This window comes from Mesorhizobium sp. M1252 (assembly GCF_040318265.1).
GTDB lineage: Bacteria > Pseudomonadota > Alphaproteobacteria > Rhizobiales > Rhizobiaceae > Mesorhizobium.
Map to the genome: position 1 here is coordinate 75728 of NZ_JAMYLX010000009.1, position 24640 is coordinate 100367.

At 63.4% G+C, this 24640-nt stretch carries 29 protein-coding genes; 16 read left to right on the plus strand and 13 right to left on the minus strand.

Annotated features, from left to right (window positions below; genetic code table 11):
- Positions 1 to 18: 18 nt before the first annotated feature.
- Both purC and NKH22_RS19075 read right to left on the minus strand, forming a co-directional pair.
- Positions 19 to 813, minus strand: coding sequence for a phosphoribosylaminoimidazolesuccinocarboxamide synthase (gene purC, locus NKH22_RS19070; protein ID WP_013532127.1), 795 nt, complete (start codon positions 811 to 813; stop codon positions 19 to 21).
- 105 nt (positions 814 to 918) lie between these two features.
- Positions 919 to 1041, minus strand: coding sequence for a hypothetical protein (locus NKH22_RS19075; protein WP_280790911.1), 123 nt, complete (start codon positions 1039 to 1041; stop codon positions 919 to 921).
- Between the two features lie 47 nt (positions 1042 to 1088).
- Between NKH22_RS19075 and NKH22_RS19080 the strand changes: the two genes are divergently transcribed.
- Positions 1089 to 1409: a DUF1476 domain-containing protein gene (locus tag NKH22_RS19080; RefSeq protein ID WP_352910519.1), complete on the plus strand. Its 321-nt coding sequence runs from the start codon at positions 1089 to 1091 to the stop codon at positions 1407 to 1409.
- 126 nt (positions 1410 to 1535) lie between these two features.
- Positions 1536 to 2309: an HpcH/HpaI aldolase family protein gene (locus NKH22_RS19085; protein ID WP_352841932.1), complete on the plus strand. Its 774-nt coding sequence runs from the start codon at positions 1536 to 1538 to the stop codon at positions 2307 to 2309.
- A 19-nt stretch (positions 2310 to 2328) separates the two neighbouring features.
- Here the strand turns inward: NKH22_RS19085 and NKH22_RS19090 are convergent, their stop codons facing one another.
- Positions 2329 to 2883, minus strand: coding sequence for an RBBP9/YdeN family alpha/beta hydrolase (locus NKH22_RS19090; RefSeq protein WP_352910522.1), 555 nt, complete (start codon positions 2881 to 2883; stop codon positions 2329 to 2331).
- A 194-nt stretch (positions 2884 to 3077) separates the two neighbouring features.
- On the opposite strand from NKH22_RS19090, the gene NKH22_RS19095 reads away from it, so the two are divergent.
- Positions 3078 to 3893 carry a VOC family protein gene (locus tag NKH22_RS19095; RefSeq protein ID WP_352910525.1) on the plus strand — a complete coding sequence of 272 codons (816 nt, stop codon included), beginning with the start codon at positions 3078 to 3080 and terminating at the stop codon, positions 3891 to 3893.
- Between the two features lie 15 nt (positions 3894 to 3908).
- Here the strand turns inward: NKH22_RS19095 and NKH22_RS19100 are convergent, their stop codons facing one another.
- The 4 genes from NKH22_RS19100 to NKH22_RS19115 form a co-directional block, all read right to left on the minus strand.
- Entirely contained in the window at positions 3909 to 4637 is a 729-nt protein-coding gene (locus NKH22_RS19100; protein ID WP_352910527.1) for a metallophosphoesterase family protein, read from the minus strand.
- Positions 4638 to 4645: 8 nt separating this feature from the next.
- On the minus strand, positions 4646 to 5947 hold the full coding sequence (gene purB, locus NKH22_RS19105) for an adenylosuccinate lyase (protein ID WP_352910530.1): 1302 nt from the start codon (positions 5945 to 5947) through the stop codon (positions 4646 to 4648).
- A gap of 59 nt (positions 5948 to 6006) precedes the next feature.
- A complete protein-coding gene (locus tag NKH22_RS19110; RefSeq protein ID WP_245261354.1) occupies positions 6007 to 6426 on the minus strand; it encodes a hypothetical protein in 420 nt (139 codons plus the stop codon).
- A gap of 101 nt (positions 6427 to 6527) precedes the next feature.
- Positions 6528 to 7253 (minus strand): DUF2259 domain-containing protein, encoded by a 726-nt coding sequence (locus NKH22_RS19115; RefSeq protein ID WP_352910532.1) that lies wholly within the window; start codon positions 7251 to 7253, stop codon positions 6528 to 6530.
- 137 nt (positions 7254 to 7390) lie between these two features.
- Between NKH22_RS19115 and NKH22_RS19120 the strand changes: the two genes are divergently transcribed.
- Positions 7391 to 7645, plus strand: a complete 255-nt coding sequence (locus tag NKH22_RS19120) for a DUF2171 domain-containing protein (RefSeq protein ID WP_023669083.1) — start codon at positions 7391 to 7393, stop codon at positions 7643 to 7645.
- 7 nt (positions 7646 to 7652) lie between these two features.
- Here NKH22_RS19120 and NKH22_RS19125 read toward each other — a convergent pair whose 3' ends face one another.
- On the minus strand, positions 7653 to 8672 hold the full coding sequence (locus NKH22_RS19125) for a P1 family peptidase (RefSeq protein ID WP_352910535.1): 1020 nt from the start codon (positions 8670 to 8672) through the stop codon (positions 7653 to 7655).
- Complete coding sequence (locus NKH22_RS19130) at positions 8672 to 9742, minus strand: branched-chain amino acid ABC transporter substrate-binding protein (RefSeq protein WP_023754385.1); 1071 nt, start codon at positions 9740 to 9742, stop codon at positions 8672 to 8674. The genes NKH22_RS19125 and NKH22_RS19130 overlap by 1 nt, the downstream gene beginning before the upstream one ends.
- A gap of 180 nt (positions 9743 to 9922) precedes the next feature.
- Here NKH22_RS19130 and NKH22_RS19135 point away from each other — a divergent pair, with 180 nt between their 5' ends.
- The 8 genes from NKH22_RS19135 (at position 9923) to NKH22_RS19170 (ending at position 17715) form a co-directional block, all read left to right on the plus strand.
- Positions 9923 to 10450, plus strand: coding sequence for a flavin reductase (locus NKH22_RS19135; RefSeq protein WP_023690179.1), 528 nt, complete (start codon positions 9923 to 9925; stop codon positions 10448 to 10450).
- Positions 10447 to 11376 carry an AAA family ATPase gene (locus NKH22_RS19140; protein ID WP_023700847.1) on the plus strand — a complete coding sequence of 310 codons (930 nt, stop codon included), beginning with the start codon at positions 10447 to 10449 and terminating at the stop codon, positions 11374 to 11376. The genes NKH22_RS19135 and NKH22_RS19140 overlap by 4 nt, the downstream gene beginning before the upstream one ends.
- A gap of 5 nt (positions 11377 to 11381) precedes the next feature.
- The gene (locus NKH22_RS19145) at positions 11382 to 12626 is read left to right on the plus strand and encodes a vWA domain-containing protein (protein WP_352910538.1); all 1245 of its coding nucleotides are present in this window, start codon (positions 11382 to 11384) and stop codon (positions 12624 to 12626) included.
- Between the two features lie 58 nt (positions 12627 to 12684).
- Positions 12685 to 13023, plus strand: a complete 339-nt coding sequence (locus NKH22_RS19150) for an XdhC family protein (RefSeq protein WP_023700845.1) — start codon at positions 12685 to 12687, stop codon at positions 13021 to 13023.
- A 2-nt stretch (positions 13024 to 13025) separates the two neighbouring features.
- Entirely contained in the window at positions 13026 to 13730 is a 705-nt protein-coding gene (locus tag NKH22_RS19155) for an XdhC family protein (protein WP_352910540.1), read from the plus strand.
- Positions 13727 to 15337 (plus strand): NTP transferase domain-containing protein, encoded by a 1611-nt coding sequence (locus NKH22_RS19160; RefSeq protein ID WP_352910543.1) that lies wholly within the window; start codon positions 13727 to 13729, stop codon positions 15335 to 15337. Before NKH22_RS19155 ends, NKH22_RS19160 begins: the two co-directional genes overlap by 4 nt.
- A gap of 240 nt (positions 15338 to 15577) precedes the next feature.
- Positions 15578 to 16435, plus strand: coding sequence for an alpha/beta hydrolase (locus NKH22_RS19165; RefSeq protein ID WP_027049509.1), 858 nt, complete (start codon positions 15578 to 15580; stop codon positions 16433 to 16435).
- 74 nt (positions 16436 to 16509) lie between these two features.
- On the plus strand, positions 16510 to 17715 hold the full coding sequence (locus tag NKH22_RS19170) for an epoxide hydrolase family protein (protein ID WP_245260293.1): 1206 nt from the start codon (positions 16510 to 16512) through the stop codon (positions 17713 to 17715).
- Positions 17716 to 17751: 36 nt separating this feature from the next.
- Here the strand turns inward: NKH22_RS19170 and NKH22_RS19175 are convergent, their stop codons facing one another.
- The gene (locus tag NKH22_RS19175) at positions 17752 to 18810 is read right to left on the minus strand and encodes a DUF1176 domain-containing protein (protein ID WP_023711474.1); all 1059 of its coding nucleotides are present in this window, start codon (positions 18808 to 18810) and stop codon (positions 17752 to 17754) included.
- 124 nt (positions 18811 to 18934) lie between these two features.
- Between NKH22_RS19175 and NKH22_RS19180 the strand changes: the two genes are divergently transcribed.
- Complete coding sequence (locus tag NKH22_RS19180) at positions 18935 to 19441, plus strand: DUF1993 domain-containing protein (protein WP_023669071.1); 507 nt, start codon at positions 18935 to 18937, stop codon at positions 19439 to 19441.
- 76 nt (positions 19442 to 19517) lie between these two features.
- Here the strand turns inward: NKH22_RS19180 and NKH22_RS19185 are convergent, their stop codons facing one another.
- Entirely contained in the window at positions 19518 to 19682 is a 165-nt protein-coding gene (locus NKH22_RS19185) for a hypothetical protein (RefSeq protein WP_023711473.1), read from the minus strand.
- Positions 19683 to 20012: 330 nt separating this feature from the next.
- On the opposite strand from NKH22_RS19185, the gene NKH22_RS19190 reads away from it, so the two are divergent.
- The 3 genes from NKH22_RS19190 to NKH22_RS19200 all read left to right on the plus strand — a co-directional run bounded on the left by NKH22_RS19190 (position 20013) and on the right by NKH22_RS19200 (position 23055).
- A complete protein-coding gene (locus NKH22_RS19190; RefSeq protein WP_352910548.1) occupies positions 20013 to 20555 on the plus strand; it encodes a hypothetical protein in 543 nt (180 codons plus the stop codon).
- Between the two features lie 117 nt (positions 20556 to 20672).
- Complete coding sequence (locus tag NKH22_RS19195) at positions 20673 to 21740, plus strand: aldo/keto reductase (RefSeq protein ID WP_352910551.1); 1068 nt, start codon at positions 20673 to 20675, stop codon at positions 21738 to 21740.
- Between the two features lie 52 nt (positions 21741 to 21792).
- Positions 21793 to 23055, plus strand: coding sequence for a cysteine desulfurase-like protein (locus tag NKH22_RS19200; protein WP_023690167.1), 1263 nt, complete (start codon positions 21793 to 21795; stop codon positions 23053 to 23055).
- Between the two features lie 4 nt (positions 23056 to 23059).
- Here the strand turns inward: NKH22_RS19200 and NKH22_RS19205 are convergent, their stop codons facing one another.
- Positions 23060 to 24088: a histone deacetylase family protein gene (locus tag NKH22_RS19205; protein WP_023708623.1), complete on the minus strand. Its 1029-nt coding sequence runs from the start codon at positions 24086 to 24088 to the stop codon at positions 23060 to 23062.
- On the minus strand, positions 24085 to 24588 hold the full coding sequence (locus tag NKH22_RS19210) for a GNAT family N-acetyltransferase (protein WP_031193711.1): 504 nt from the start codon (positions 24586 to 24588) through the stop codon (positions 24085 to 24087). Before NKH22_RS19210 ends, NKH22_RS19205 begins: the two co-directional genes overlap by 4 nt.
- Positions 24589 to 24640: the final 52 nt, after the last annotated feature.

Genomic DNA, 24640 nt, shown 5'->3' on the forward strand with positions numbered 1-24640 from the left:
GCGTCAAGAAATGAAGACTTAGTGCGGCTTGCCTTTGAGGCCATCGGTCGAGGCGACGAGCACCGGGCCGGTCGGGCGCGGCGGCTCGTTCTCGTTCATGATGCCAAGGCGGCGGGCAACTTCCTGATAGGCTTCGACGAGGCCGCCCATATCGCGGCGGAAACGGTCCTTGTCGAGCTTGTCCTGCGTTGCCACGTCCCACAGCCGGCACGAATCCGGCGAGATCTCGTCGGCAACGACGATGCGCATCATGTCGCCCTCGAACAGGCGGCCGCATTCGATCTTGAAATCGACGAGCTGGATGCCGACACCCATGAACAGGCCGGAGAGGAAGTCGTTGACGCGGATGGCCAGCGCCATGACGTCGTCGATCTCCTGCGGGCTTGCCCAGCCGAAAGCGGTGATGTGCTCTTCCGACACCATCGGATCGTCGAGCGCATCGGCCTTATAATAGAATTCGATGATCGAGCGCGGCAGAACGGTGCCTTCCTCGATGCCGAGGCGCTTGGACAGCGAGCCGGCGGCGACATTGCGCACCACCACTTCGAGCGGAATGATCTCGACTTCCTTGATCAACTGCTCGCGCATGTTGAGCCGGCGGATGAAGTGGGTCGGAATACCCATGCGGTTCAGATGGTTGAAAATATATTCGGAGATGCGGTTGTTGAGCACCCCCTTGCCGTCGATGACCTCGTGCTTCTTCTTGTTGAACGCGGTCGCATCATCCTTGAAGAACTGGATCAGCGTACCCGGTTCCGGTCCCTCATAGAGGATCTTGGCCTTGCCTTCATAAATGCGGCGGCGATTTTTCATCTGATTTTTCTCTGGATTTGCGGGCAGGCGGCAAGCGACCAGTTCCTGTCCGTCTGCCTAAATTGGTGCGGCGACGGGTGGGGTTCAATGCCGGGTCTATCCCAATCACAGCGTTTGCTCAATCGGCAAATCCTTTCCATCGACCGCTTTCAGGAATGAAATGCCGCAGCGCAGCAAGTGATGTAGCATATTGACCGGCCCGCGCCCTTTTGGTTTGTGCTGCGGCAACACACATATCCATCGCCAACGCGAATCGATTTCATCGGAGGGAAGCCATGAGCAGCATGAAAGACCGCGAAGAGGGTTTTGAGCGCAAATTCGCCTTCGACGAAGAACTTCGCTTCAAGGCTTCCGCACGCCGCAACAAGGCGCTCGGTCTGTGGGCCGCCGAAAAGCTGGGCAAATCCGGCACCGATGCCGACGCCTATGCCAAGGAAGTGGTTGTCGCCGACATCGAGGAAGCCGGCGATCACGACGTATTCCGCAAGATCCGCAAGGATTTCGACGCCGCCGGCGTCGACCAGTCGGATCACCAGATCCGCCGCACCATGGACGAACTGATGGCGCAGGCGATCGAGCAGATCAAGAACACCTAGAGCGAGTAGCGCTGGACCAATCGACCGCCCGGTCCAGCCGGGCGGTTTTTCTTTGCCTTTTCAGCCTTTTCCGGCTGAAACTGTGCGTGGGCCTGTTACAAGGCTCTACCCAACGAGGAAAGCACCATGTCCCTGAAGTCACGCCTGGCGGCGGATGAAACGCTGTTCACCGCCTGGTCCGGCGTTCCGGACGCTTTGACGGTCGAAATCATCGCCAAGCAGGGTTTTGACGCCGTCACCCTCGATATGCAGCATGGCGGACACCACGAGGACTCGGTCCTGCGCGGGCTGGTGCCGGTGCTGGCCGCCAACAAGCCGGCGCTAGTGCGCATTCCGGTCGGCCGCTTCGACATGGCCAGCCGCGCCCTCGATTTCGGCGCCGAGGCGGTGATTGCGCCGATGGTGAATTCGGTGGCCGATGCAAAACTCTTTGCCGCCGCGATGAAATATCCGCCGATGGGTGAGCGCTCCTGGGGCCCGACCTATGCTTTTCCGCGCCATGGCAAAGGCGACCACGCCGAATGGCTGCGCGACACCAATCAACGCACGATGGCCTTTGCCATGGTCGAAACGCGTGCCGCGCTCGATGCGCTGGACGGCATTCTCGACACGCCGGGCATTGACGGCATCTTCCTCGGTCCATCGGATTTCTCGATCGCATGGTCGAACGGCGCGACCGTCAATTCGACGCTGGAAAGCATGATGGAAACCGTCGCCTCCATCGCCGAGCGCACGCGCAAGGCCGGCAAGCATGCGGCGATCTACGTCGTTGAGCCGGCGATTGCCGGCCGCGTCGTGGCGATGGGCTACCGGCTGCTGGCGATGGGCTCGGACCATACGCTGATTTCGCTCGGCGCAAAGACACTCATCAAAAGCATGAACGATTCGATCAAGGGCTGAGGCGTGGTGCCTTGCCCGGTCAGGCCTTGAGGTCGGTCAGGAACTTCGCGAAGGTCATCGACCCCTCCGGCCACGGGCCGAAGCCGGCATCCTCATTGAGGTGACCAGTTTCGCCGGCATCGATGAACAGCGAACCCCAGGCAGCGGCAATGTCCTCGGCAACCTCGAAGGCGCAGAACGGATCGTTGCGGCTGGCGATTACGATGGACGGGAAGGGCAGCGGTTCGCGTGCATAGGGGCCAAAGGTCATCAGGTGACGCGGCCTTATCTCCGGGTTGGCGACGTCGGGCGGCGCGACAAAGAACGCACCGGCGACCGGCTTCCTGAACTGCGGAATGGCCTGCACCGCGGCCGCCACGCCCAGGGAATGGGCAACGATCACCACCGGCCGCTCGGCCTCGTTGACAGCGTTCGCCACGCTCGCCGTCCAGTCCTCGCGCACCGGCTTCGACCACTCCGCCTGCTCGACCCGGCGCGCCGTCGACAGTTTCGACTGCCAGCGTGTCTGCCAGTGTTGGGGGCCGGAATTGGTGTAGCCCGGCACGATCAGAATATCTGCGTCTTTGACTTTCATGGCGCTGAGATAGCGAGCGGCCGTGTCTCGTGCAACCCGCGCTGACGCATGCGGTGCATCACAATCGTGAACAACCTGTTCGATTCTTTCCATCTTGTGTGAACGATCAGGATCGACGATTTGAGGCAGGAAGAGATCGACAACAGAATAGACTGGTGGCGCGGCCTGGGATAACGCGCTGAACGGAGAGTTTTATGAGCGAACTGCCTTTTGCCGCGACGACCCCCGTCAGCGTGTCACGCGTGGGCCTGAAGGCGCGCGACGCCGAAGGACTTGCCGATTACTACCGGGCTGTTGTCGGCCTGCAGGAATTGAGCCGCGCCGATGGCGCCATCACGCTGGGCGCTGCCGAGCGCCCGCTGCTGGTCATCGAGCCTGACGCAGCGGCCAAGCCCGACGATCCGCGCAGCGCCGGCCTTTTCCACACCGCTTTCCTTCTGCCCAGCCGCGCCGATCTCGGCCGTTGGATAAACCATGCCGCCGCCAACAAGATCCGCATCGAGGGCGCCTCCGACCATCTGGTCAGCGAGGCTCTCTACCTGACCGACCCCGAAGGCAACGGCATTGAAATCTATAGGGACCGTCTGCCGCAGGAGTGGAAGTGGAACGGCGACAAGATCGCCATGGCGACCGAGCGGCTGAATCTGGCCGCCGTGGTTGGCAGCGTGCCGGCCCGTGACGCCGGCTGGCAGGGCGCGCCGCAAAACAGCATTATCGGCCATGTCCATCTGCGCGTCGGCCGGCCGGAAGATGCCGAGGCTTGGTGGCACGACGAATTTGGCTTCGACACGGTCGCTAAGTATGGAGGGCAGGCGGTGTTCCTGTCGTCGGGAGGCTACCACCATCATATCGGTGGCAATTCGTGGCACAGCGCCGGCGCCGGCCGCCGCGATCCGTCCCGCTCGGGTCTGGCCTGGGTCGAGATGCGGTCGGACAAGACAACCGCTGAAACCACGCGGGAAGATCCGTGGGGCACGGTTATCCGCACCGTGCCGGGCGCCGCCGGCTGAGCGCCCGCTCGGTTCTTACAAGGAATTGGCGGCGTAGCCCGTCAGCAGCCCATGCGCCCAGCTGTCAAAGCCGGTCGCCGTGGAGCGGCCGGATGCTTCGGTCCAGTCATAATTGACCACGTGATGGCTGAACGACCATTGTCCGCCCTTGCGCGTTGCGATGGCGTAGCGGGCATGCGGACTGCCGGTCACGGTCAGGCCGGGGAATGCCTGGACGCCGACGCTGCCCGGATTGAGGATTGTCCGGTTGTCCGACAAGCGCACAACGCGCGGCGGATGTGTATGGCCGCACAAGGTCAGCCCGGCGCCGGCGCTGCCCAGCTTGTGCCTGATCTGCTTTTCATTGGAGGGTTGGAAGTGGCTGCCTCCGTCTTCCTCGAGCAGGAACACGTCGTCGTCACTCGGGCTGCCATGGCAAAGCAGGATGTCCGGGGCAGGCGACAGGGTGACCGGCAAGGCCGAGAGCCAGGTCAGGGATGTCTCAGAGAGGCGTTGGTGGGTGAAAGCATCGACGTCTTCCAACCCGGAAGCAGGCGGCTCGATCAGCACACGGTCGTGATTGCCGCGCACGGTCGGCCAATTCTGCGCCATCAGATATTGCGCGGTTTCTTCAGGCCATAGCGGCCCGGAGAGACAATCGCCCAGATTGACGATGATGTCGGGAGAAGCGTCTTTGATCTGCGCATGAACCGCCTCAAGCGCGCGCAGATTCCCATGGATGTCGGAAAGGACGGCCAGCCGCATCGAAAAACCTATCCGAAAACCCGCTTGAAGATCGTGTCGACATGCTTGGTGTGATAGCCCAGGTCGAATTTCTCGCGGATCTCGGCTTCGGGCAGCGCTGCGGTGACTTCCCTGTCGGCCAACAATTCCTCAAGGAAATCAGCGCCATGTTCCCATACCTTCATGGCGTTGCGCTGCACCAGGCGGTAGGCGTCCTCGCGGCTGACGCCGGCTTGCGTCAGCGCCAAAAGCACGCGCTGCGAATGCACAAGGCCACGGAACTTGTTCATGTTCTTCAGCATGTTGTCGGGATAGACCAGCAATTTGTCGATGACGCCGGTCAACCGCGACAGCGCGAAATCGAGTGTTATCGTGGCGTCCGGGCCGATCATGCGCTCGACCGAGGAATGCGAAATGTCGCGCTCGTGCCAGAGCGCGACATTCTCCATCGCCGGCAAGGCCATGGAGCGCACCATGCGGGCAAGGCCGGTGAGGTTTTCGGTCAGCACCGGGTTGCGCTTGTGCGGCATTGCCGACGAGCCCTTCTGGCCCGGCGAAAAATACTCTTCCGCTTCCAGCACCTCGGTGCGCTGCAGATGGCGGATCTCAGTCGCCAGCCGCTCGACCGACGAGGCGATGACGCCGAGCGTGGCAAAGAACATGGCATGGCGGTCGCGAGGGATGACCTGCGTCGACACCGGCTCCGGCTTCAGCCCAAGCTTTTTCGCCACATGTTCTTCGACATAGGGATCGATGTTGGCGAAGGTGCCGATCGCGCCCGATATGGCGCAGGTGGCAATATCCTCCCGCGCGTGCACCAGCCGCTCGCGGCAGCGTGAGAACTCGGCATAGGCCTGCGCCAGCTTGACGCCGAACGTGGTCGGCTCGGCATGAATGCCGTGGCTGCGGCCGATGGTGATGGTGTCCTTGTGCTCGAAGGCCCGGCGTTTCAGCGCGGCGAGCAGGCCGTCGAGGTCGGCCAGCAGGATATCGCTGGCGCGGCTGAGCTGCACCGCAAGGCAGGTGTCGAGAACATCCGATGAGGTCATGCCCTGGTGGATGAAACGCGCATCCGGCCCGACGAATTCGGCCAGATGGGTGAGGAAGGCGATGACGTCGTGCTTGGTCACGGCCTCGATCTCGTCGATCTTGCCGACGTCGAATTGGGCGGCGCCGCCTTTTTCCCAGATGGTTTTGGCGGCTTCCCTGGGAATGACGCCGAGCTCGGCCAGCGCATCGCAGGCATGGGCCTCGATCTCGAACCAGATGCGGAAGCGGGTTTCCGGCGACCAGATGGCGACCATTTCCGGCCGGGAATAGCGAGGGATCATCCGTCAGTCCTGATGTGTCCGTGGTTAAGTGCGCGTCCTAACAGAGGCGGACCGAATGCTCAACGCTGCTGGCGCGCAAACCACACGCTGGCGGCGGCAAGCGCGATGAATCCGAGCGGAAAATAGAGCCTGATACCCAGCACCACGAATTGGTAGAGCGCCGTCAGCGAGGTGAAGACCAGTTCGAACGCCCACCGGGCGGTGAAGGCCTCCGCGTGCCATTCGGCATAGTAGGAGCGGTATTGCAGCGCAAACAACCCGCCGGTGAAGGCGAGCGTCGTGGCAAGCAGGCAGACGAAGGCGGCGGCGAACGCCACCTCCCAATGCCGGTCGAGCGAGACCAGCCGCGCCGCGAACAACCCGACGGGAAAGGCCAATGCCGCGCCGGTCGCAAACAGCAGGGCGACGAAGCGGATCTTTTCCGGGGTCTCCCAATTGTCGAGCCAAAGACCGGTCAGCGCGCTGGCGCCCATGGCCATCGCCCACAGCAAGGCGCCGACAAGCGCCGTGCCCGTCGATGGTACGGCGCGGCTGACGCGATTTCCGGCGCGCTTGCGCCAACTGGATTGATCGAGCGATGTCACAGGCGTCCGGTCACGGCGATCCAGCGAAAATCCGGCCCTTCGAAGCCGTATTGGCGCACCGCGATCAGCACCGCATAGGCGCTGATGCTGTCCATCGAGAACGTCTGCACCGCGCCGATCCTGTAGCCGTTGGGGCAGCCACGGCTTTTCGGGATCGATTTATCCTCATGCAGCAGATGGGTCCGGCCGCCATCCCTGGCCTCGATCCGCAGCAGGCGAAAACCGTTGACCTCGCCCTGGCTCTGGCAGCTTTCGGTGTCATTCATGCCGATCTCGTCCAGCCGGAATTCCAGCGGCGGGTCGACCGGCGAAAAGATCGGCCGTGGGTTCACCACCATGCGGAACGGGTCGGCCGACAATTCGGTCACCGGGTTGAAGCCGGCGGTGATGCCGCGGTTTGCGGTGAGTTCGGCCTGCACAACGACGGCTTCGCCCTTCTGCCTGGCCTGCTGACGGGCCGTATCGAGCGAGGCGGTCTCATCCTCCAGCCGGACCCGGATTGGCGTGCCCTTCAGGAACGTGTCGTCGGCGGTGTTGATGTAGTAGCGATTGGCATAGGGAAAGCCCGAACCGTCTGCCACACCGTATTCCTCGAAGGCGAAGACGCCGCCATCCTTGCTGAAGCCGAGGATTTCAAGCTCGGCGACATCGCCCGCTCGGGCGGCCATGGCGGATGCCAGATGGACCAGCAGGCAAACGCCAATCAGGACGAGATTTCGCATCGGGGTTCCGCTCCGCCTGCCGTGGTTCGATCGTTCCCTATCACGAGACAGTCAAAACATCGTGCTATTCGAAAGGCGATGCATCCAATTCCGCCTCTGTTTGTTATCGTCGATCGTTTTCAAAAGGAGAACACCCCATGACTGAGGCCAGCAAGATTCGCGAGCATATGGAAGTGGTCGGCGCCGACGGCGTTCACATCGGCACCGTCGACAGGGTTGATGGCGAGCGGATCAAGTTGACCAAGGCCGACAGCGGCGAGGGCGCCCATCAGGGGCATCACCACTACATTCCCTTGAGCCTGCTTGCCGAGGTCGAGGGCCAGAAAGTCTGGCTGTCGGCGAATTCGGATGTCGCGGTCAGCTTCGAGGAAGAGGAGTCCGACCCGACCTGACTGAAAGTCAGCGCGACGACCACACCGGAAACAGATCGCCATCGGCCGGCATCGCGGCATGGATGCCGCGGCTGATGGCGCGCGCCATGGTGGCGCCGGCGGCGGCAAAGAAATCGACGGCATCGTCGGCGCTGAGTTCTATGCCGCTCTTCCCCGTCGCCAGCGCGAACACCAGATCGCCGTCAGCCGGCGTGTGCACGGGCCAGATGGCGCGCACGAAGCCGTCATGCGCTGAAATGGCCAGCCGCTTGGCTGCCGCCTTGGTCAGCACGGCGTCGGTGGCGATGACGGCGATGGTGGTGTTGCCACCGGCCTCGGCTTGTCCACCGACACGCTTGTCGCGGTATTTCAACAGGATCCGCCTGGCGTCGTCCGGCATTGGCGAGGGATAGCCAAGCCCGCCGAACTCATCGCCGATCTCGAAGGGTGCTGCCCAGAAATAGCGGGTCCGCGCGATCGTCACCGAGCCGGTCGGGTTGGCGGCGGCGAGTGCGCCGATGGTGACGCCGCTGTCGAGCACAGTCGAGGCAGAGCCAAGGCCGCCCTTCAGCCCGGAACTCAGCGCCCCGGTGCCGGCGCCGATTGTGCCGAGCGGAAAGTCGACTGTTGCCGCCTGGGCGGCTTCGTAGCCAAGGTCACGGTAGGGCGGGTACTGGCCCCAATCCTTGTCGCCGCCATTGCGCAGGTCAAACAGGATCGCTGCCGGCACGATCGGCACGCGAAAGCCGCCGACATCGATCCCTATGCCGTTTTCACGCAACGCCGCCTGCACGCCCGATGCGGCGTCGAGGCCGAAGGCCGAGCCGCCCGAGAGAACCACGGCATGGACCGCCTCGATGGAATTGTGCGGTTCGAGCAGGTCGGTCTCGCGCGTGCCCGGCGCGCCGCCGAGGATCTGCACGCCTCCGACCGCCGGTTCATCGCACAGCACGGTCGTGACGCCCGATTTCAACCTCGCGTCCGACGCGTTGCCGACGCGCAGGCCGGCGACATCGGTGATCAGATTGCGCGGTCCGGTGCGAAACATCAGTTCGTCTCCGCCGGCACGAAACGCGTCCCGTCGAAGCGGAAGGCGCGATAGAGGTTTTGGCTCAGATCGCCTTTGTCGTCGAACCGCAGCGGCCCGATCGCGGTGGTGAAATCATGCCCGGTTAGCGCGTCGGCCAGCCCCTTGCCGGAGCCCTCGGACACCGCCGAGGCCGTCTTGGCGATCTCCACCGCCGCATAGGCAGGCAAGGAATAGCCATCAGGCGCGATGTTTTTGGCCGTAAACGCCGCCAGCACCTTGGGATCGGCGACATCGGCCCATTCCGGCGGCGCGATCATCAGCGTGCCGATGGCGTAAGGCACATCGCCGGGTGGCGTGCGCAAATTCTCGCCGCCGGCAAAGACGATGCCGGCCTCGAGCTGGCCGGCGTCGCGGCCCATAATGGCGATGTCGTCGCCGTCGCCACCGGCAAAGACATGCGTCGCGCCCGCCTTCTTCAGCCGGCCGATCAGCCCGATCTGGTTGTCGAGCTGGGGCCGGAACGTGTCTGTGAAGACCGGCTTCAGCGCCGCCTGTTCGGCCGCGGCGCGCAGCGTCTCGGCGATTTCGCGGCCATAGATGGTGCCGTCGTCGACGATGGCGAATAATTCGCTTTGCCACAGCCGGGTCAGGATGCCGGCCACGGCATTGCGCTCGTCGTCGCCGCGCGGCCCCAGCCGATAGACCGGCCAGCCGGTCTTGGCGCGGCGGTCGGTCAGGCTTTCGGTGCGCACGCCAACGGTGATGACCGGTATGTTGGCATCCTTCAGGATCGGCAGCGCCGCCTGGATCGCCTCGGTGCAGAGGAAGCCGACGACGATATCGACCTTCGCAGCGGCGAATTCCCTGGCGGCGGCAGCCCCGCCATCGGCGGTGCAGGCATCGTCGACCGTCCTGATCTCGGCGCCGTTGGCTTCTGCTGCCAGGGCAGCACCCGCCTCGATCTGCTTGCCCAGGATCGCCGACGGACCGGACAGGGGTGCGGCGACGCCGACAAGCAAAGTCTGCGCGCCGGCGCTTGCCGGCAGCAGCCAGAGCAGTGCCGCTATTACAGCTGTTGGGGGTCGCATTCTGACGACGAATTCCTCCGTGCCGGTCGCATGCTTCCAGCGTCTCTTCCGCCAAGACCTAAAGGCTGCCCGCCCCAGGCGCAACACGGGAATTTGCGGATTGGCGTCAACCACTTCGCTTGTGGCCTATTGTGTGCCGCCATATATAACGCTTGGATTCCCGCTTATGGAAAATCATCGGTGTTGAAGTTGAACGACATAGGGCCTCAGGCCTATCGCGACGCGATGGCGCATTTTGCCGGCCACGTCCATGTGGTGACCACCGACGGGCCCGCCGGCAAACGCGGCACGACGGTGATTGCCGCCTGTTCGGTGTCGGACACGCCGCCGACGGTTCTCGTCTGTCTCAACCGCGAGAATGCCAAGAACGAGCTGTTCGTGCAAAACGGCCGGTTTGCGCTGAACACGCTGGCTTCGCACCAGCAGCCGCTATCGGTGGCGTTTTCAGGCCTGACCGGGCTGTCGGCCGATGAGCGTTTCGCGCTTGGCGAGTGGGATGTCATATCGACGGGCGCGCCTACCCTGAAGGGCGCTCTGGCGGTTTTCGACTGCGAATTGATCGACACCAAGGATCTCGCCACCCATCGTGTGCTTTTTGGCAAGGTGACAGGCCTGCGCATGGGCGATAATTTGCGGCCGCTGATCTACCACGCCCGCGACTACCACGTGCTGCAGAGCGGAGCAGAGGCGGCAACGGAGAAAGAATGACCGAGCTGAAACCGCGCCCCGCGCCGCGGACGATCGACGAAACGCTCGATCTCCTGACCGGCGCGGACTACGTCGCGGACCGCTCGCTGGCAACGGTGCTGTTCCTGTCCCTGCGCATGCAGCGGCCGCTGTTCCTTGAAGGGGAGGCCGGCGTCGGCAAGACCGAGATCGCCAAGGTGCTGGCGCAGGCACTCGGCCGCCGGCTGATCCGCCTGCAATGCTATGAGGGGCTCGACGTCTCGTCCGCTGTCTATGAGTGGAATTACGCCGCGCAGATGATAGAGATCCGCATGGAGGAGGCGGCAGGCTCGGTCGACCGCTCCGACATGGAGCGCAATGTCTTTTCCGAAAAATACCTGATCCGCCGCCCGGTGCTCGATGCGCTGACCGGCAAGGCGGGTGCTGCCCCGGTGTTCCTGATCGACGAACTCGATCGCACCGACGAAGCCTTCGAGGCGTTCCTGCTCGAAATCCTGTCCGACTTCCAGGTGACGGTGCCCGAGCTTGGCACGATCAAGGCGGAGGAGCCGCCGATCGTCATCATCACCACCAACCGCACGCGGGAAATCCACGACGCGCTGAAGCGGCGCTGCCTCTATCACTGGGTCGACTATCCCAATGCCGAGCGCGAGCTGGAGATCGTGCGCCGCAAGGTGCCGCAGGCCAACAGCCGGCTTTCCGCGGAAGTGGTGTCGTTCATCCAGAAGCTGCGCCGGGTCGAGCTGTTCAAGGCGCCGGGCGTCGCCGAAACCATCGACTGGGCCGGCGCGCTGACCGAACTCGACAAGGTGGCGCTCGATCCCGAAACCGTCTCCGACACGATCGGCGTTTTGCTGAAATACCAGGACGACATTGCCCGCATCGGCGCGGGCGAGGGCCGGCGTATCCTCGACGAGGTCAAGGCCGAACTGGCGGCGGCGGAGTAGGGCAAGTGAAGGCGCCCGAACCCAGAGAGGCGACGGAAGACGGGCGCATCGCCGACAACATCGTCTATTTCGCCCGCACCTTGCGCAAATCCGGCATGCGGGTCGGGCCGGCTTCGGTCAAGGATGCGATCGAGGCGGTGCTGGCAGCCGGCATCGGTTCGCGCGACGATTTCTACTGGACGCTGCATGCCGTGCTGGTGTCGCGGCACGAGGATCACCCTGTTTTCGACGAAGCCTTCCGGCTGTTCTGGAAATCGCGCGAGCTGATCGAGAAACTTCTGGCGATGTTCTCGCCTGTGGCGCCCGACACCAAGGAGAAGCAAAAGCCGCGCGCGGCAGAAAACCGCGTCAGCCAGGCCATGTTCGAAGGCCACGAGAAGAATCGGCCGGTCAGGGAAATCCCGGAGATCGAAGTCGACGCCCGGCTAACCTTCTCCGGGAATGAAGTGCTGCGCGGCAAGGACTTTGCCCAGATGAATGCCGACGAGATGGCAGACGCCAAGAAGGCGATTGCCCGGCTGCGGCTGCCGTTCGACATGGTCCGTACCCGACGCTTCAAGGCAGACCTGCATGGCCGCCGTATCGATCCACGCGCCATGATGCGCTCGGCCGCGCGCACCGGCGGCGAACTGATCCTGCCGAAATTCCGCTCAGCCCGCGAAGTGCATCCGCCGCTGGTGGTTCTCGCCGATATCTCCGGTTCGATGAGCCAGTACACGCGCATCTTCCTGCACTTTCTGCATGCGCTGACCGAAAAACGGCGGCGCGTGCACACCTTCGTCTTCGGCACGCGACTGACCAATCTCACGCGGCAGATGCGCCATCGCGACCCCGATGCCGCCCTTGCCGACTGCTCGGCGGCGGTGAAGGACTGGTCGGGCGGCACCCGCATCGGCGATACGCTGGCGGAGTTCAACAAGCACTGGTCACGCCGCGTGCTCGGGCAGGGCGCGGTGGTGCTTTTAATCACCGACGGTTTGGAGCGCGACGATGTTTCCGGCCTGTCGCAAGAAATGGATCGCCTGCACAAATCCTGCCGGCGGCTGATCTGGCTCAACCCGCTTCTGCGCTTTGGCGGCTTCGAGGCGCGGGCCCGCGGCGTCAGAGCGATGCTGCCTCATGTCGACGAGTTCCGCTCGGTACACAATCTCGATGCGCTGGCCGACCTCTGCGCCTCGCTGGACAAGAAATCCGCCGCTTCGGTCGATCCGCGTCGCTGGCTGGACGCTGGTGTCAGGCGCGCCGCATAGCCATATTGGATTCCGAAAAACAGGCTCCCAGAGAAAACAGATTTTGAGGCAAGCGATCATGGACAACAGCATCTATCTCGATGAGGCCCGCGACCCCTTGATCATCGCGGAAGGTTGGATGAAGGACGGCAAGGATGTTGCCATCGCCACGGTGGTCGAGACCTGGGGTTCGGCGCCGAGGCCGGTCGGCAGCCACTTGGTCATCGACGCCGAAGGCAACTTCCACGGCTCGGTCTCGGGCGGCTGCGTCGAGGGTGCTGTGGTGAGCGAGGCGATGGACGTCATCGACTCGGGGAAAGCGAAGATGCTGGAGTTCGGCGTTGCCGACGAAACCGCCTGGCAGGTCGGCCTGTCCTGCGGCGGCCGCATCAAGGTCTATGTGGAGCGGCTTGGTTAGGCATGGATCCCTACGCTCTCAAAACGCTCAATGCCGAACGCCGGGCCCGCCGCGCCGCGATCCTGGTCATCGATCTCGGCGACGGCCGCGACCGCATCGTGCGCGAAGGCGACCAGGTTGCCGGGGAACTCGGGCAAGCGATCGCCAAGGCATTTCGCACCGGCAATTCGGGTTCGGTCGAGGCTGAAGGGCGCACCTTCTTCCTCAACGCGCATTTGCCGCAGCCGCGCCTGGTGGTAGTCGGCGCCGTCCATATCAGTCAGGCGCTGGCGCCGATGGCCAGGATCGCCGGCTATCCCTTGGAGATCGTCGATCCGCGCACCGCCTTCGCCACCCCGGACCGTTTTCCCGATGTAGCGCTGCATGCCGAATGGCCGGAGGATGTGGTGAAGCGCCAGCCGCTCGACAGCTACACGGCGCTGGCCGCCGTCACCCATGATCCGAAGATCGACGATTTCGCGCTGAAGGCCGCACTCGACGCCAATTGTTTCTATGTCGGCGCGCTCGGTAGCCGCAAAACCCACGCCAGGCGCGTCGAGCGCTTGCTGGCGCTGGGCGCGACCGCCGACCAGATCTCTCGCATCCACGCCCCGATCGGCCTCGACATTGGCGCGGCGAGCCCGGCCGAGATCGCCGTCGCCGTCCTGGCGCAGACGATCCACGCCTTCCGCTCGCGCGGGCTGGAATCGAAAGGCGCTGCGGCGTGAGATTCGGTCCGGTTCCAATCGACCAGGCGCAAGGCGCGGTGCTGGCGCATGCCACGACGGCCGGCGAGCGGCGTTTCCGCAAGGCGCACAGGCTGAGCACGCAGGACGTGGCGGTGCTGAAGGCGGCCGGCATTACCGAGATCGTCGTGGCGGTGCTTGCCGCCGATGACCTAAGCGAGGATGCGGCGGCCGAAAAGATTGCTGCCAGCATGGCCCACCGCAACATCGAGGCAAAACCTGCCGCGACCGGCCGCGTCAACCTCCATGCCAAGGCCGCCGGTCTCTTCACCGTCGATGCCGCCATGATCGACGCCATCAATGCGGTCGACCCGACCATCACCATCGCCACGCTGGCGCAGCACGCGCCGGTCGAGACGGGGCAAATGGTGGCGACGGTCAAGATCATCCCCTTCGCCGTCGCCTCAGCTTTGGTCGACAAGGTGGCGAAAATCTGCGCCGGTGGCGAGATCTTCGCCGTCAACGCTTACCGGCCGGTGCGCATCGGCGTCATTCAGACGATGCTGCCCGGCATCAAGGCCAGCGTGCTCGACAAGACGCTGCGCGTCACCGAGGCCCGGCTGGCACGCTCCGGCGGCCGGCTGACGACGGAGCGCCGCACGCCGCACGAGATCGCGCCTGTAGCCGAGGCAGCGGCCGCGCTGGCGCGCGACAACGACATGGTGGTGATCTTCGGCGCCTCGGCGATGAGCGATTTCAACGATGTCGTTCCGGCGGCGATCGAGGCAGCAGGTGGCACGGTGATCCGCGCGGGCATGCCCGTCGATCCCGGCAATCTGCTGGTGCTGGGCACGCTCGACGGCAAGCGCGTCATCGGCGCGCCCGGTTGCGCCCGCAGCCCCAAGGAGAACGGTTTCGATTGGGTGCTCGACAGGCTGATCGCCGGCCTCGACGTCACAGCCAAGGACATTGCCGGCATGGGAGTTGGCGGCCTCTTGATGGAAATCCCGACCAGGCCGCAGCCGCGCGAGCCGGTGCCGGCGAGAGCCGGGCTGAAGGTCGAGATCGTGCTTCTGGCCGCCGGTCGCTCCAGCCGCATGGGCGGGCCGAACAAGCTTCTGGCGCTGTTCGACGGCAAGCCGCTGGTGCGCCGCACCGCTGAACGGGCGCTCGATTCCAAGGCTTCTGCCACCGTTGTCGTCACCGGCCATCAGCGCGAGCGGGTGCACGCCGCTCTCTCGGGCCTCGACGTGATCTTTGCCGACAACCCGGATTTTGCCGACGGCCTGTCCTCGTCTCTAAAAGCCGGCATTGCCCGCGTTGGAGCCGAGGCGGCCGGCGCCATGATCGTCCTCGGCGACATGCCGGGCATCTCATCGGCCGATCTCGACAGGCTGATCGAGGCCTTCCGTAGGGACGGCGGCCGCTCAGTGGTGCGTGCCGCCCATGACGGCCGCCGCGGCAATCCGGTGCTGCTGCCACGCGCGCTATTTGGAGGCATCGCCCACCTCGAGGGCGACACCGGCGCCCGCCATCTGGTCGAGGCCGAAGGGTTCGATGTCATCGATGTCGAGATCGGCGACGGCGCGTCGATCGATGTCGACACGCGCGAGGCGCTCGAAGACGCCGGCGGCGTGCTGCAGGATTGACAAAGCGCGGCTGAAAAACGCATGCCATGCAGTATGGCTAATCGTACCGCCGCACCCCCCTCTGGCCTGCCGGCCATCTCCCCCTCAAGGGGGGAGATCAGCAGTTTCGATGGCGGCGCTCATCTCGCAGTTTTTCCTACAGCTTTGAAGATTGGCGGAAGGCGGCGTGATATCCAATCTCCCCCCTTGAGGGGGAGATGGCCGGCAGCCCAGAGGGGGGCGGCCGCGCTCCATAGCCTTCTGATTTCGCTCTTTTTCCTGTTCTCTGCCGCCCACGCCGACGCGCTCGAACTAAAACCCTACAAGGATGACCTCTTCGCCTATCCGGCGACGCTCTCGTCCACGGACAAAGGCGCCTACACCGTCATCGACTATCGCGAGATGCGCGACATCAACGACCGCGACGAGGTGCCGGAAAAGCGCGTGCAGGCTAAGTATACCGACACCGGCGTGCGCAAGGTGCAGCGGGATTTGATGCTGAAAACCGATGCCGGCGATGTCAGGCATGTCGCCGTCGGTAAGACCGAAGGCGCCGGCATCATCGTGCTTTACCTGCACGGGCAGGGCGGCAGCCGCAAGCAGGGCGTCGACGACTTCACCTTCGGCGGCAATTTCAACCGCATCAAGAACCTGATGGCCGGCAATGGCGGCCTCTATCTCTCACCCGATTTCACCGATTTCGGCGACAAGGGCGCGGCCCAGGTCGCGGCGCTGATCGGCCACTATGCCGAGGCCTCGCCGGACGCCAAGATTTTCGTCGCCTGCGGCTCTATGGGTGGTGCGCTGTGCTGGAAGCTGGCCGGCCGCAACGATACGGGACGGCGCATAAACGGGCTGCTGCTGCTCGGCTCGCTGTGGGATGACGGTTTCCTGTCGAGCCCGGCCTACAGGCGCCATGTGCCGGTGTTCTTCGGCCAAGGCAGCAAGGATCCGGTCTTTCCCGTGGAGAAGCAGGAAGCCTTCTTCCGCTCCATCACTGCGAACTCGAAAGCCTATCCGACCCGGTTCGTCCGGTTCGAGACCGGCACCCATGGCACGCCGATCCGCATGGTCGACTGGCGCCAAACGCTGAACTGGATGCTGTCGAAGGCGCCCTGAGGCATATCGCCCAGGGGTGCCCCTTGGTTTTGGCAATCATGGTTCGGCCGATATCCTCTTAGGTGTAGGCTGATATGATCCAACAGATCGGAAGCACAGCGATGGACGCCCACCCCTTCAAGATCCAAATTCCGAACGAACAACTTGAAGATCTCCAGCGCCGGCTTAGCGCAACACGATGGCCAATTCCGCTAAGCGAAGCGGGCTGGAACGATGGGGCCGAGCTGCCGTTCATCAAGCGCCTTGCGGATTACTGGCGAGACCGCTTCGACTGGAGAGTGCAAGAGGCGCGGCTGAACCGGCTGCCGCAATATCTGACGAGGCTGAACAACCTAGATGTCCACTTTGTCCACCAGCCAGGCAACGGACCGGCGCCGCTGCCGCTGATCATAACGCATGGCTGGCCCGGCTCGTTCATCGAAATGGAACACGTCATTCCATTGCTGGCAGACCCAGCTGCCCATGGTGGTGACCCGGCCGACGCTTTCCACGTGGTAGTTCCCTCTTTGCCCGGATACGGCTTTTCGCAGGCGCCGACGGAACCAGGCTTCCATTCCGGCCGCATCGCGGAGTTATGGGTACAGTTGATGCGCGGGCTCGGCTACGACCGCTTCGCTTCCCAAGGAGGCGACATCGGCGCAGGCGTTTCCGCCTGGATGGCACGGCTCCATTCCGAAAGCGTGCTTGGCGTCCACGTCAATTACATTCCCGGGAGCTATCGGCCACCCTTGGGTGCAGGTCTGCCACCTGTCACCGTTGAGGAGCAGGCCTTTCTGGAAAAGGCCGCGGCCTGGACGGCAACGGAGGGCGCCTATGCCCATCTGCAGGGCACGAAGCCTCAGACGCTTGCTTATGCGCTGACAGACTCGCCGATCGGTCTCGCAGCCTGGATGATCGAGAAGTTCCGTAGCTGGAGCGATTGCGACGGTGACGTGGAGCGCACCTTCGGCATGGACACGCTCCTTACGGATGTTTCGCTCTATTGGTTCAGCAACGCGCTCACCTCGTCCTTGCGGCTCTACAAGGAGAATCGACTGTTCCCTCTTGCGTTCGAGACGCTGGAACGCGTTTCGCCGCCATTTGGGGTAGCGCTTTTCCCTCGCGAGTTGCCGATGCCGCCTCGATCCTGGGTGGCGCGGGTCTTTGACGTTCAGCGATGGACATCGATGCCGCGAGGGGGCCATTTCGCTGCGCTGGAGGAACCGAGTCTTCTGGTCGAGGACATTCGCGCCTTCTTCCGGCCGATGCGTTCCCGGCCTGAAACGAGAAGGCGAATGTGAAGGACTGCTTGAGCGCGGCGGTTCCTGATAAGATCCCTACGGCGCGGTGTTGTAGTCGACCACCGTCTGCGGGTTCTCCTCGCCATCGTAAGACGCGTCCACATCATATTGGACGAGGGAAAAATCGCCGTTACGGAACAGGTATATCCCCTTGTCCGAGGCGTCGCCGATGCCGCGCCATTTGTTGAACGTGGTCAGCGTCTTGGCGTCTTCGTCATATTCGGAATTGGCCGCCCAGCCGGATGTGCGGAAGCCGATGATATCCATGCCCAGCAGTTTGCCGTCGCTGTCATTGTTCTCGTAACGGATATCCATTTCGGGCTCGGTGAACTGCAACTGCCGCACGCCCGATACTTCGTCGGTCATGTAGTAGACCGAACTTGCGTTATAGGCTGCCGCTTGGCAGTAGAACTCGAAAAGCCGCGTTTCCTTGTCGGGATCGCTGGCAGCCGCGTCCTTTGCCTTGTATTTGATCGAAAAGATGTTCGGCTCCTCGCCGAGAAATTGCTTGTCACACTGATCGCCATAATCGGCGGCGAACAGTTTCTTCACCTGCTCGAGTGCGGTGTCCTTCTTCGGCGGCGGCGGCCCGTCACCACAGCTTGGCGGCAGAGCCTCCTCGAAATCGGCCTTGGACGGCTTCAGCGCGCCCTTGTCGATAAAGATCGGGCGGAATGGCGGGGCCTGGATCTGAGCGCTGACCTGGCGCAGCGTGTAGCAGCCGGCGAAGACCGCCTCGTTGCCGTCCTTGCCGGTGGCGCGGATGGCGACCGGAACGCTGTAATAGATGCTGCCGGCTGCGCCCTCGTCGGAAACAGCACCGGTTTCGACGTCGACCCTGCCGGTGCCGTCATAGCCCTTGACGAAGGTATCGAAATCCTTTGCCGGCTTGGTATCGCCGTAGTAAGCCCAGGCGCGGGCGAATTCGTGCCGGTTGATGGCGCTGTAGAGCGAGCGGATGACGGCCTCGGCGTCTGACCTGTCATCGACGTAAGGGGCCTGGTCATCGGCTGCCGGTTCATCGTCGGCGAACACAGCCTGGCCGGATGCGGCAAGGGAGCAAAAGGCGGCCGCTGCCAGAAAGACGCGTCTCATCGGAGAATCTCCACCACGAAGGAGTCTATCATAGAGATTGCGGCGACGTGGTGACGCTTGAAAAATCCTCCGGGAAGGCGCTACGTCCCGCCGTCGGCGCTTCAGCCGCAATGGAGATTTGAACGTGACACTATCGATGTATGAAGCCTCGGTGCCGGTGTTTTCGGCCAGGCTGAAGGCGCTGTCCGGCGTGCTGTCGGCGGCCGAACAGAATGCAACCGAGCGCAAGATCGACCCGCAGGTGTTTTTGACCGCGAGGTTGGCGCCCGACATGTACGCGCTGGTCAGGCAGGTGCAGGTCGCCACCGACCACGCCAAGGGCGCGCCATCACGGCTGGCCCGTCGCGAGGTGCCGAAATACGAAGACAATGAAGCGACCTTCGCCGAGCTTCAGGCGCGCCTGACCAAGACGCTCGATCTGCTGGCGTCATTCTCGGCCGCCGAATTCGATGGTTCGGATGAAAGGGTGGTCGAACTGAAGTTTGGCCAGCGCGAAGCCTCGATGCCCGGCATGCAGTATCTGCTGCATGTCGCCATGCCCAACTTCTATTTCCACGTGACCACGGCTTACGACATCCTGCGCCACAATGGCGTGCCGCTGACCAAGGGTGCCTATCTCGGGAATCGTTGACGAATTCGGCATTCCGAGGTTTCCCGGTCGCTGCCGGGAAACTTCGTTTGACGCTGGTTCGGCGCCAAGGCCTTGATCAACGCGGTGACATTTCGCGGGCTATGCGCGGGAAGTCGGCCGGCTTGATGCCGATGTCGGCGCGGTCGGCATTGCTCATCGAATGCAGCAACGCCAGTGCGGAACGATAACGCAGATGCTCCTGCGGACGCGGACGGGCAAACATTTCAGTGAAGAACCCCATGATTCGGCCCCTTGTTGATCCTCCACGGCGCCGAGTATAGGAAAATTGTGAAGATTGTGCAGTGCAGCATTTGCATGGCAGCCATTCCAAGCGAATTTTTTTCGGCACAATTGCCGCGTGCGCTGAAACTTGTGGCGCATCCCCACCGTATGCATAGACGCTGGCACATGGCCGGCTTTTCCTCGCCACTCCTGGCGAATTTCCGGACTGCATGCAAATGCAGTCCGGCTTTTTGTTGGGTCTTGCACATCGCCAACCGGGCCCGCGCAAGCCTCGCAAACGCCTAAACTGGTTAAGATCAGCGGCATTCATTTTTAACGAGCCGGTTCTATGCTGCGACCGGCTCTGTTCGCACGCTTAAACGAGGGGGAGGCTGACATCGGCGCCAAGCGGGATTTCGCTTCCTTGCTCGACGATCTGTTCGTTGCCTCCGACAAGGATGAGGCGGCGGAAGAGACGAGCGCCCGGCCGTCGATCCCGTTCGACTATCTCTCCGTGGCCGACGAGCTTCATTCCGGCCGCATCAAGGTCTCGGGCGAAACATTCGCCGCCGAATACCGCGAGGCGGGAGCCGATCTGGCCGCAGAATTTGCCGCCCTTCTCGATCATGCCAAGCTGGCGCTGGCCGGCGAGGAGGCAAAGCCCGAGGAAAAGCTGCCGCCGATCGATCCTGACGCGATCGCCATCGAGCTCGGCCTCGATCATCCAGTCAAGAACGCCGATCTCGGCCGCATGCGCCGCAGCTTCGACTTCGCCAACCACCCCGACCGCGTCGCGCCGCATCTGCGCCAGCGCGCCATGATCCGCATGCAGGTGGCCAACATGCTGATCGACGAGGCCAAGCGGCGCGCTTTGGCTGGCGTCCGGCGCTGACTTTCCAGGGTTCACGCAAAAGTCGGTCCGCTGAGGGTTGGAGAGCGGCGCCGCTTTCCCTATAGATGCGGCTTCCTTCCCGCGTAGCCGCGCAAACCTCCCGCCGGAGAAAATTCGATGCATAAACGCCGTCTCGGTCGGACCGATCTTCTTGTGACCCAGATCTGCCTGGGGTCGATGACCTGGGGCGAGCAGAACACCGGGGCCGATGGCCATGCGCAGATGGATCTGGCTTTTGAGCGCGGCGTGAATTTCATCGACACCGCCGAGCTCTACCCGATCCCGCCCAAGGCCGAGACGCAGGGGCGGACGGAGAAGTTCATCGGCAGCTGGATGAAGGCCAAGGGCAATCGCGACAAGGTCATCCTGGCCTCGAAAGTGGTCGGCCGCACCGCCAACCGCTGGTTTCGTGGCGACCGGCCGTCAAAACTGGTGCGCGCCGACATCTTTGACGCCATCGACAAATCGCTTGCCAAGCTCGGCACCGACTATCTCGACCTCTACCAGATCCACTGGCCGGAGCGCGACATCCCCTGGGGCGCCAACCCGACCCGCGTGGGTGCTGTGCCGCGCCGTGCCGATGCCGTTGGCGCGCCGCCCGGCGAGACGCCGATCGCCGAGACACTCGCAGTCTTCGAGGAACTGGTGAAGGCGGGAAAGATCCGCCATCTCGGCCTGTCGAACGAAAGCTCCTGGGGCGTCATGCGCTTCATCGCCGAGGCCGACAAGGGCGTCGGCCCGCGCATCGTTTCGCTGCAGAACGCCTACAATCTGGTCAACCGTACCTTTGAGGTGAACCTGGCCGAAGTCTGCGGGCGCGAGGATGTCGGCTTCCTCGCCTATTCGCCGCTGGCGCAGGGCTATCTCACCGGCAAATACGACCATGGCGCACGGCCGCAGGGTTCGCGCTCGCAGTTGTTCAACCGCGGCCAGCGCTACGAGACGCCAAATGCGGCGGAGGCGCAGCTCGAATACAACGAACTGGCGCGCTCCTTCGGCCTCGAACCGGCGCTGTTCGCCAACGCCTATGTCGCCAGCCGACCCTTTGTTACCTCCAGCATCATCGGCGCGACGACGATTGCCCAGCTCGAGATGGCGCTGTCCTCAGTCGACGTGACCTGGACCGACGAGATGCAGAAGGCCGTCGACGCGATCCACCAGCGCGTGGGCAATCCTTGTCCGTAAGCGGGCACTCCGGGCGGAATTCCGTAGAAAACACAAGGGGAAGGGGACAGCAATGGATTTTCCGATCGAGACCGTCAGGGGAAAATTTCCGGCGCTGGACCTGACCGACAAAGGCCGCCGGCGCATCTATCTCGACAATCCGGCCGGCACGCAGGTGCCACAGGCGGTTGCCGATGCGGTGGCGCGCTGCCTCCTCACCACCAACGCCAATCTCGGCGGCTATTTCGAAACCACGCTTGCCGCGCAAAAGGTGTTCGACGACGCCCATGAGGCGATGGCCGATTTCCTGGGTGCAGCGAGCGCGGAGGAAATAATCATCGGCGCCAACATGACGACGCTGACCTATCACATGTCGCGCACGCTCGGCCGCGGCTTCAAGCCGGGCGACGAGATCATCGTCACCCGCATGGATCATGAGGGCAATGTCTCGCCCTGGCTGCAACTGGCCGAAGATCTTGGCCTCTTGGTGCGCTTCCTGCCTTTCGACGAGAACAGCTGGCAGGTCGAGGAGGCGGCGCTCAGCGCTCTGCTTACCGACAGGACAAAACTCGTTGCGCTGAACTATGCCTCGAACCTCACCGGCTCGATCAATCGGGTGAAAGCGCTGACGGCCATCGCCAAACAGGCCGGCGCGGTGGTCTATGTCGACGCCGTGCAGTTCGCGCCGCATGGGCTGGTCGACGTGCAGGATCTCGGCTGCGACTTCCTGATCTGCTCGGCCTACAAATTCTTCGGCCCGCATATGGGCATATTGTGGGGACGCCGCGACATCATCGATGCGCTGCAACCCTACAAATGCCGTTGCTCTTCCAATGGCCTGCCGGAGCGCTTCGAACTCGGCACGCCGCAGATCGAACTGATGGCCGGGCTTACCGCAGCGGTCGATTACTTCGCCGAACTCGGTGCTGCGGCCGGCGAGGGCGGTTCGCGAAGGCAAAAGATCGCAAAGGCATACGAAGTGTCGATCGCCTACGAAAACCCGCTGGCGCTGAGGCTGATCGATGGGCTGTCCGCCATTGAGGGCCTGACCATCCGCGGCATCACCGATCAGAAGCGTGTCATTGAGCGCGTGCCGACCGTGTCCTTCACCGTCGACGGCATCGTGCCAGAGACGATCGTGCGGCAGATGAATGCCGAGAACATTTTTCTATGGTCGGGTCACAACTACGCCTGGGAGATCGTCCACCATCTCGGCATTCCGGCCGAGCAGGGAGTCGTGCGCATCGGTATTGCGCACTACAACACGGCGGCAGAGATCGACGAGACGTTGGAAAGCGTGCACCGGGTGATCGCCATGCTGAGGCAGCAGCGCTAGTCAGCTATCGCTGTTTGCCGCCGAAACCGGTGAGGAACGCCGTGAGATTGTCGCCGAGCGCGTCGCAGAGATAGCCGCCTTCCTGGACGATAACCGTCGGCAGGCCAAGCTTGGCAATTGCCTCGCCGATCCGCGAGAAACCGGGCGTGGTCACCGAAAGCCCGCCGAACGGATCGCCCTCGAACGCATCGAGACCGAGCGCCACGACCAGCGCGTCCGGCGAAAAGGCGCGGATACGCTGGAACGCCACTTCGAGGGCCTCCAGAAACGCCGCGTCGGCTGATTTGCGCGGCAATGGCAGGTTGAAATTATAGCCGAGGCCCGGACCTTCGCCGCGCTCATCGGCATGGCCCCAGAAGAACGGATAGAAGCGCACCGGATCGGCGTGCAGCGACACCGTCAGGACGTCGGAACGCGTATAAAAGATGCCTTGCGTGCCATTGCCGTGATGCAGGTCGACATCGAGGATCACCACCCGCGCTGCCTGCTTGCGCAACACCTGGGCCGCGACCGCTGAATTGTTGATGAAGCAGAAGCCGCCGGCGACATCGGCAAAGGCATGGTGCCCGGGTGGCCGGCAGAGCGCATAGGCGGCGGGCGCGCCAGCCATGACGGTTTCAGCCGCCTCGACCGCGCTCCAGGCGCTCCACAGCGCGCTCTGCCAGGTCTCGGCCGAAATCGGGCAAGCGGTGTCGGCCATGTGGTAGCCGGCCTGGCCGACTGCCGAGGCCGGATAGGACCCTGTGCGGGCCAGTGGATGGATGTTGGGGATGACTTCCGCGGATGCGCTCTCGATGCGCTGCCAGCGCGCAAAAATGTGTTCGAGGAAGGCGAGATACTCCGGCGTATGCACGGCCGCCACCGGGCCTAGGCCATGTTCCCTGGGCCGCTCGATCATCAATCCGGCGGATTTTGCGCCGGCTAACAATCGCTCTACCCGCTCCGGCTGTTCGGGATTGGGCTGCGGCGTACCGCTGGACAGAAAGGCCTTCGGGTCGTGGCGTTTCTGCTCCTCGGCAAAGAAGGCTTTCATTCCGCGTCCCCATCCTGCGCTGCATCGGCAAAGGCGAAAAAGGCATCGCCAACAATCTTCTGCGTCTGCTCGTAGCTCGACCAGGCGATGCCCAGCCGCTCATAAAAAGCCTTGGCGCCGTCATTGTCGGTGTCGACGGACAGCCTGAGATAGGCGCCGCCATCCCGGCGGCAGTCGAGCGCGACCCGGCGCAGCAGTCTTTCGCCGATCTTGCGGCCGCGAAACCGGTCCTCGACATAGAGGTCCTGGATATAGACGCCGGGCCGCCCCATCCATGTCGAGAAGATCGGGAAATGCAGGCAGAGCCCCGCAAAATCGCCGCCGATCTCGGCGATCAGGGTGGAGAAGGCGGGTTTGTCGCCAAAGCCGTAGCGGCGGAGATCGTCGGCAGTGGACGTGATCTCCTGATGCGCGCCGATATGGGTGCCGAGCTTGAGCAGCGCGGCATGGATGGTGTCGACGTCGTCGATGGTGCCGGGGCGGAGGGTGACTGTACTCACGATAGGCAAGGCGCCCAGGCACCCCCCTCTGTCCTGCCGGACATCTCACCCT

What these genes read in the sequence shown, in the direction of transcription:
- NKH22_RS19150 (WP_023700845.1), top strand. Translation starts at nt 12,685, where the DNA reads ATGGACAACAGCATCTATCTCGATGAGGCCCGCGACCCCTTGATCATC.
- NKH22_RS19120 (WP_023669083.1), top strand. Translation starts at nt 7,391, where the DNA reads ATGACTGAGGCCAGCAAGATTCGCGAGCATATGGAAGTGGTCGGCGCC.
- NKH22_RS19125 (WP_352910535.1), bottom strand. Translation starts at nt 8,672, where the DNA reads ATGTTTCGCACCGGACCGCGCAATCTGATCACCGATGTCGCCGGCCTG.
- NKH22_RS19095 (WP_352910525.1), top strand. Translation starts at nt 3,078, where the DNA reads ATGAGCGAACTGCCTTTTGCCGCGACGACCCCCGTCAGCGTGTCACGC.
- NKH22_RS19200 (WP_023690167.1), top strand. Translation starts at nt 21,793, where the DNA reads ATGGATTTTCCGATCGAGACCGTCAGGGGAAAATTTCCGGCGCTGGAC.
- NKH22_RS19155 (WP_352910540.1), top strand. Translation starts at nt 13,026, where the DNA reads ATGGATCCCTACGCTCTCAAAACGCTCAATGCCGAACGCCGGGCCCGC.
- NKH22_RS19090 (WP_352910522.1), bottom strand. Translation starts at nt 2,883, where the DNA reads ATGAAAGTCAAAGACGCAGATATTCTGATCGTGCCGGGCTACACCAAT.
- NKH22_RS19140 (WP_023700847.1), top strand. Translation starts at nt 10,447, where the DNA reads ATGACCGAGCTGAAACCGCGCCCCGCGCCGCGGACGATCGACGAAACG.
- purB (WP_352910530.1), bottom strand. Translation starts at nt 5,947, where the DNA reads ATGATCCCTCGCTATTCCCGGCCGGAAATGGTCGCCATCTGGTCGCCG.
- NKH22_RS19190 (WP_352910548.1), top strand. Translation starts at nt 20,013, where the DNA reads ATGCTGCGACCGGCTCTGTTCGCACGCTTAAACGAGGGGGAGGCTGAC.
- NKH22_RS19130 (WP_023754385.1), bottom strand. Translation starts at nt 9,742, where the DNA reads ATGCGACCCCCAACAGCTGTAATAGCGGCACTGCTCTGGCTGCTGCCG.
- NKH22_RS19185 (WP_023711473.1), bottom strand. Translation starts at nt 19,682, where the DNA reads ATGGGGTTCTTCACTGAAATGTTTGCCCGTCCGCGTCCGCAGGAGCAT.
- NKH22_RS19170 (WP_245260293.1), top strand. Translation starts at nt 16,510, where the DNA reads ATGATCCAACAGATCGGAAGCACAGCGATGGACGCCCACCCCTTCAAG.
- NKH22_RS19115 (WP_352910532.1), bottom strand. Translation starts at nt 7,253, where the DNA reads ATGCGAAATCTCGTCCTGATTGGCGTTTGCCTGCTGGTCCATCTGGCA.
- NKH22_RS19080 (WP_352910519.1), top strand. Translation starts at nt 1,089, where the DNA reads ATGAGCAGCATGAAAGACCGCGAAGAGGGTTTTGAGCGCAAATTCGCC.
- purC (WP_013532127.1), bottom strand. Translation starts at nt 813, where the DNA reads ATGAAAAATCGCCGCCGCATTTATGAAGGCAAGGCCAAGATCCTCTAT.
- NKH22_RS19110 (WP_245261354.1), bottom strand. Translation starts at nt 6,426, where the DNA reads ATGGCCATGGGCGCCAGCGCGCTGACCGGTCTTTGGCTCGACAATTGG.
- NKH22_RS19205 (WP_023708623.1), bottom strand. Translation starts at nt 24,088, where the DNA reads ATGAAAGCCTTCTTTGCCGAGGAGCAGAAACGCCACGACCCGAAGGCC.
- NKH22_RS19195 (WP_352910551.1), top strand. Translation starts at nt 20,673, where the DNA reads ATGCATAAACGCCGTCTCGGTCGGACCGATCTTCTTGTGACCCAGATC.
- NKH22_RS19175 (WP_023711474.1), bottom strand. Translation starts at nt 18,810, where the DNA reads ATGAGACGCGTCTTTCTGGCAGCGGCCGCCTTTTGCTCCCTTGCCGCA.
- NKH22_RS19085 (WP_352841932.1), top strand. Translation starts at nt 1,536, where the DNA reads ATGTCCCTGAAGTCACGCCTGGCGGCGGATGAAACGCTGTTCACCGCC.
- NKH22_RS19100 (WP_352910527.1), bottom strand. Translation starts at nt 4,637, where the DNA reads ATGCGGCTGGCCGTCCTTTCCGACATCCATGGGAATCTGCGCGCGCTT.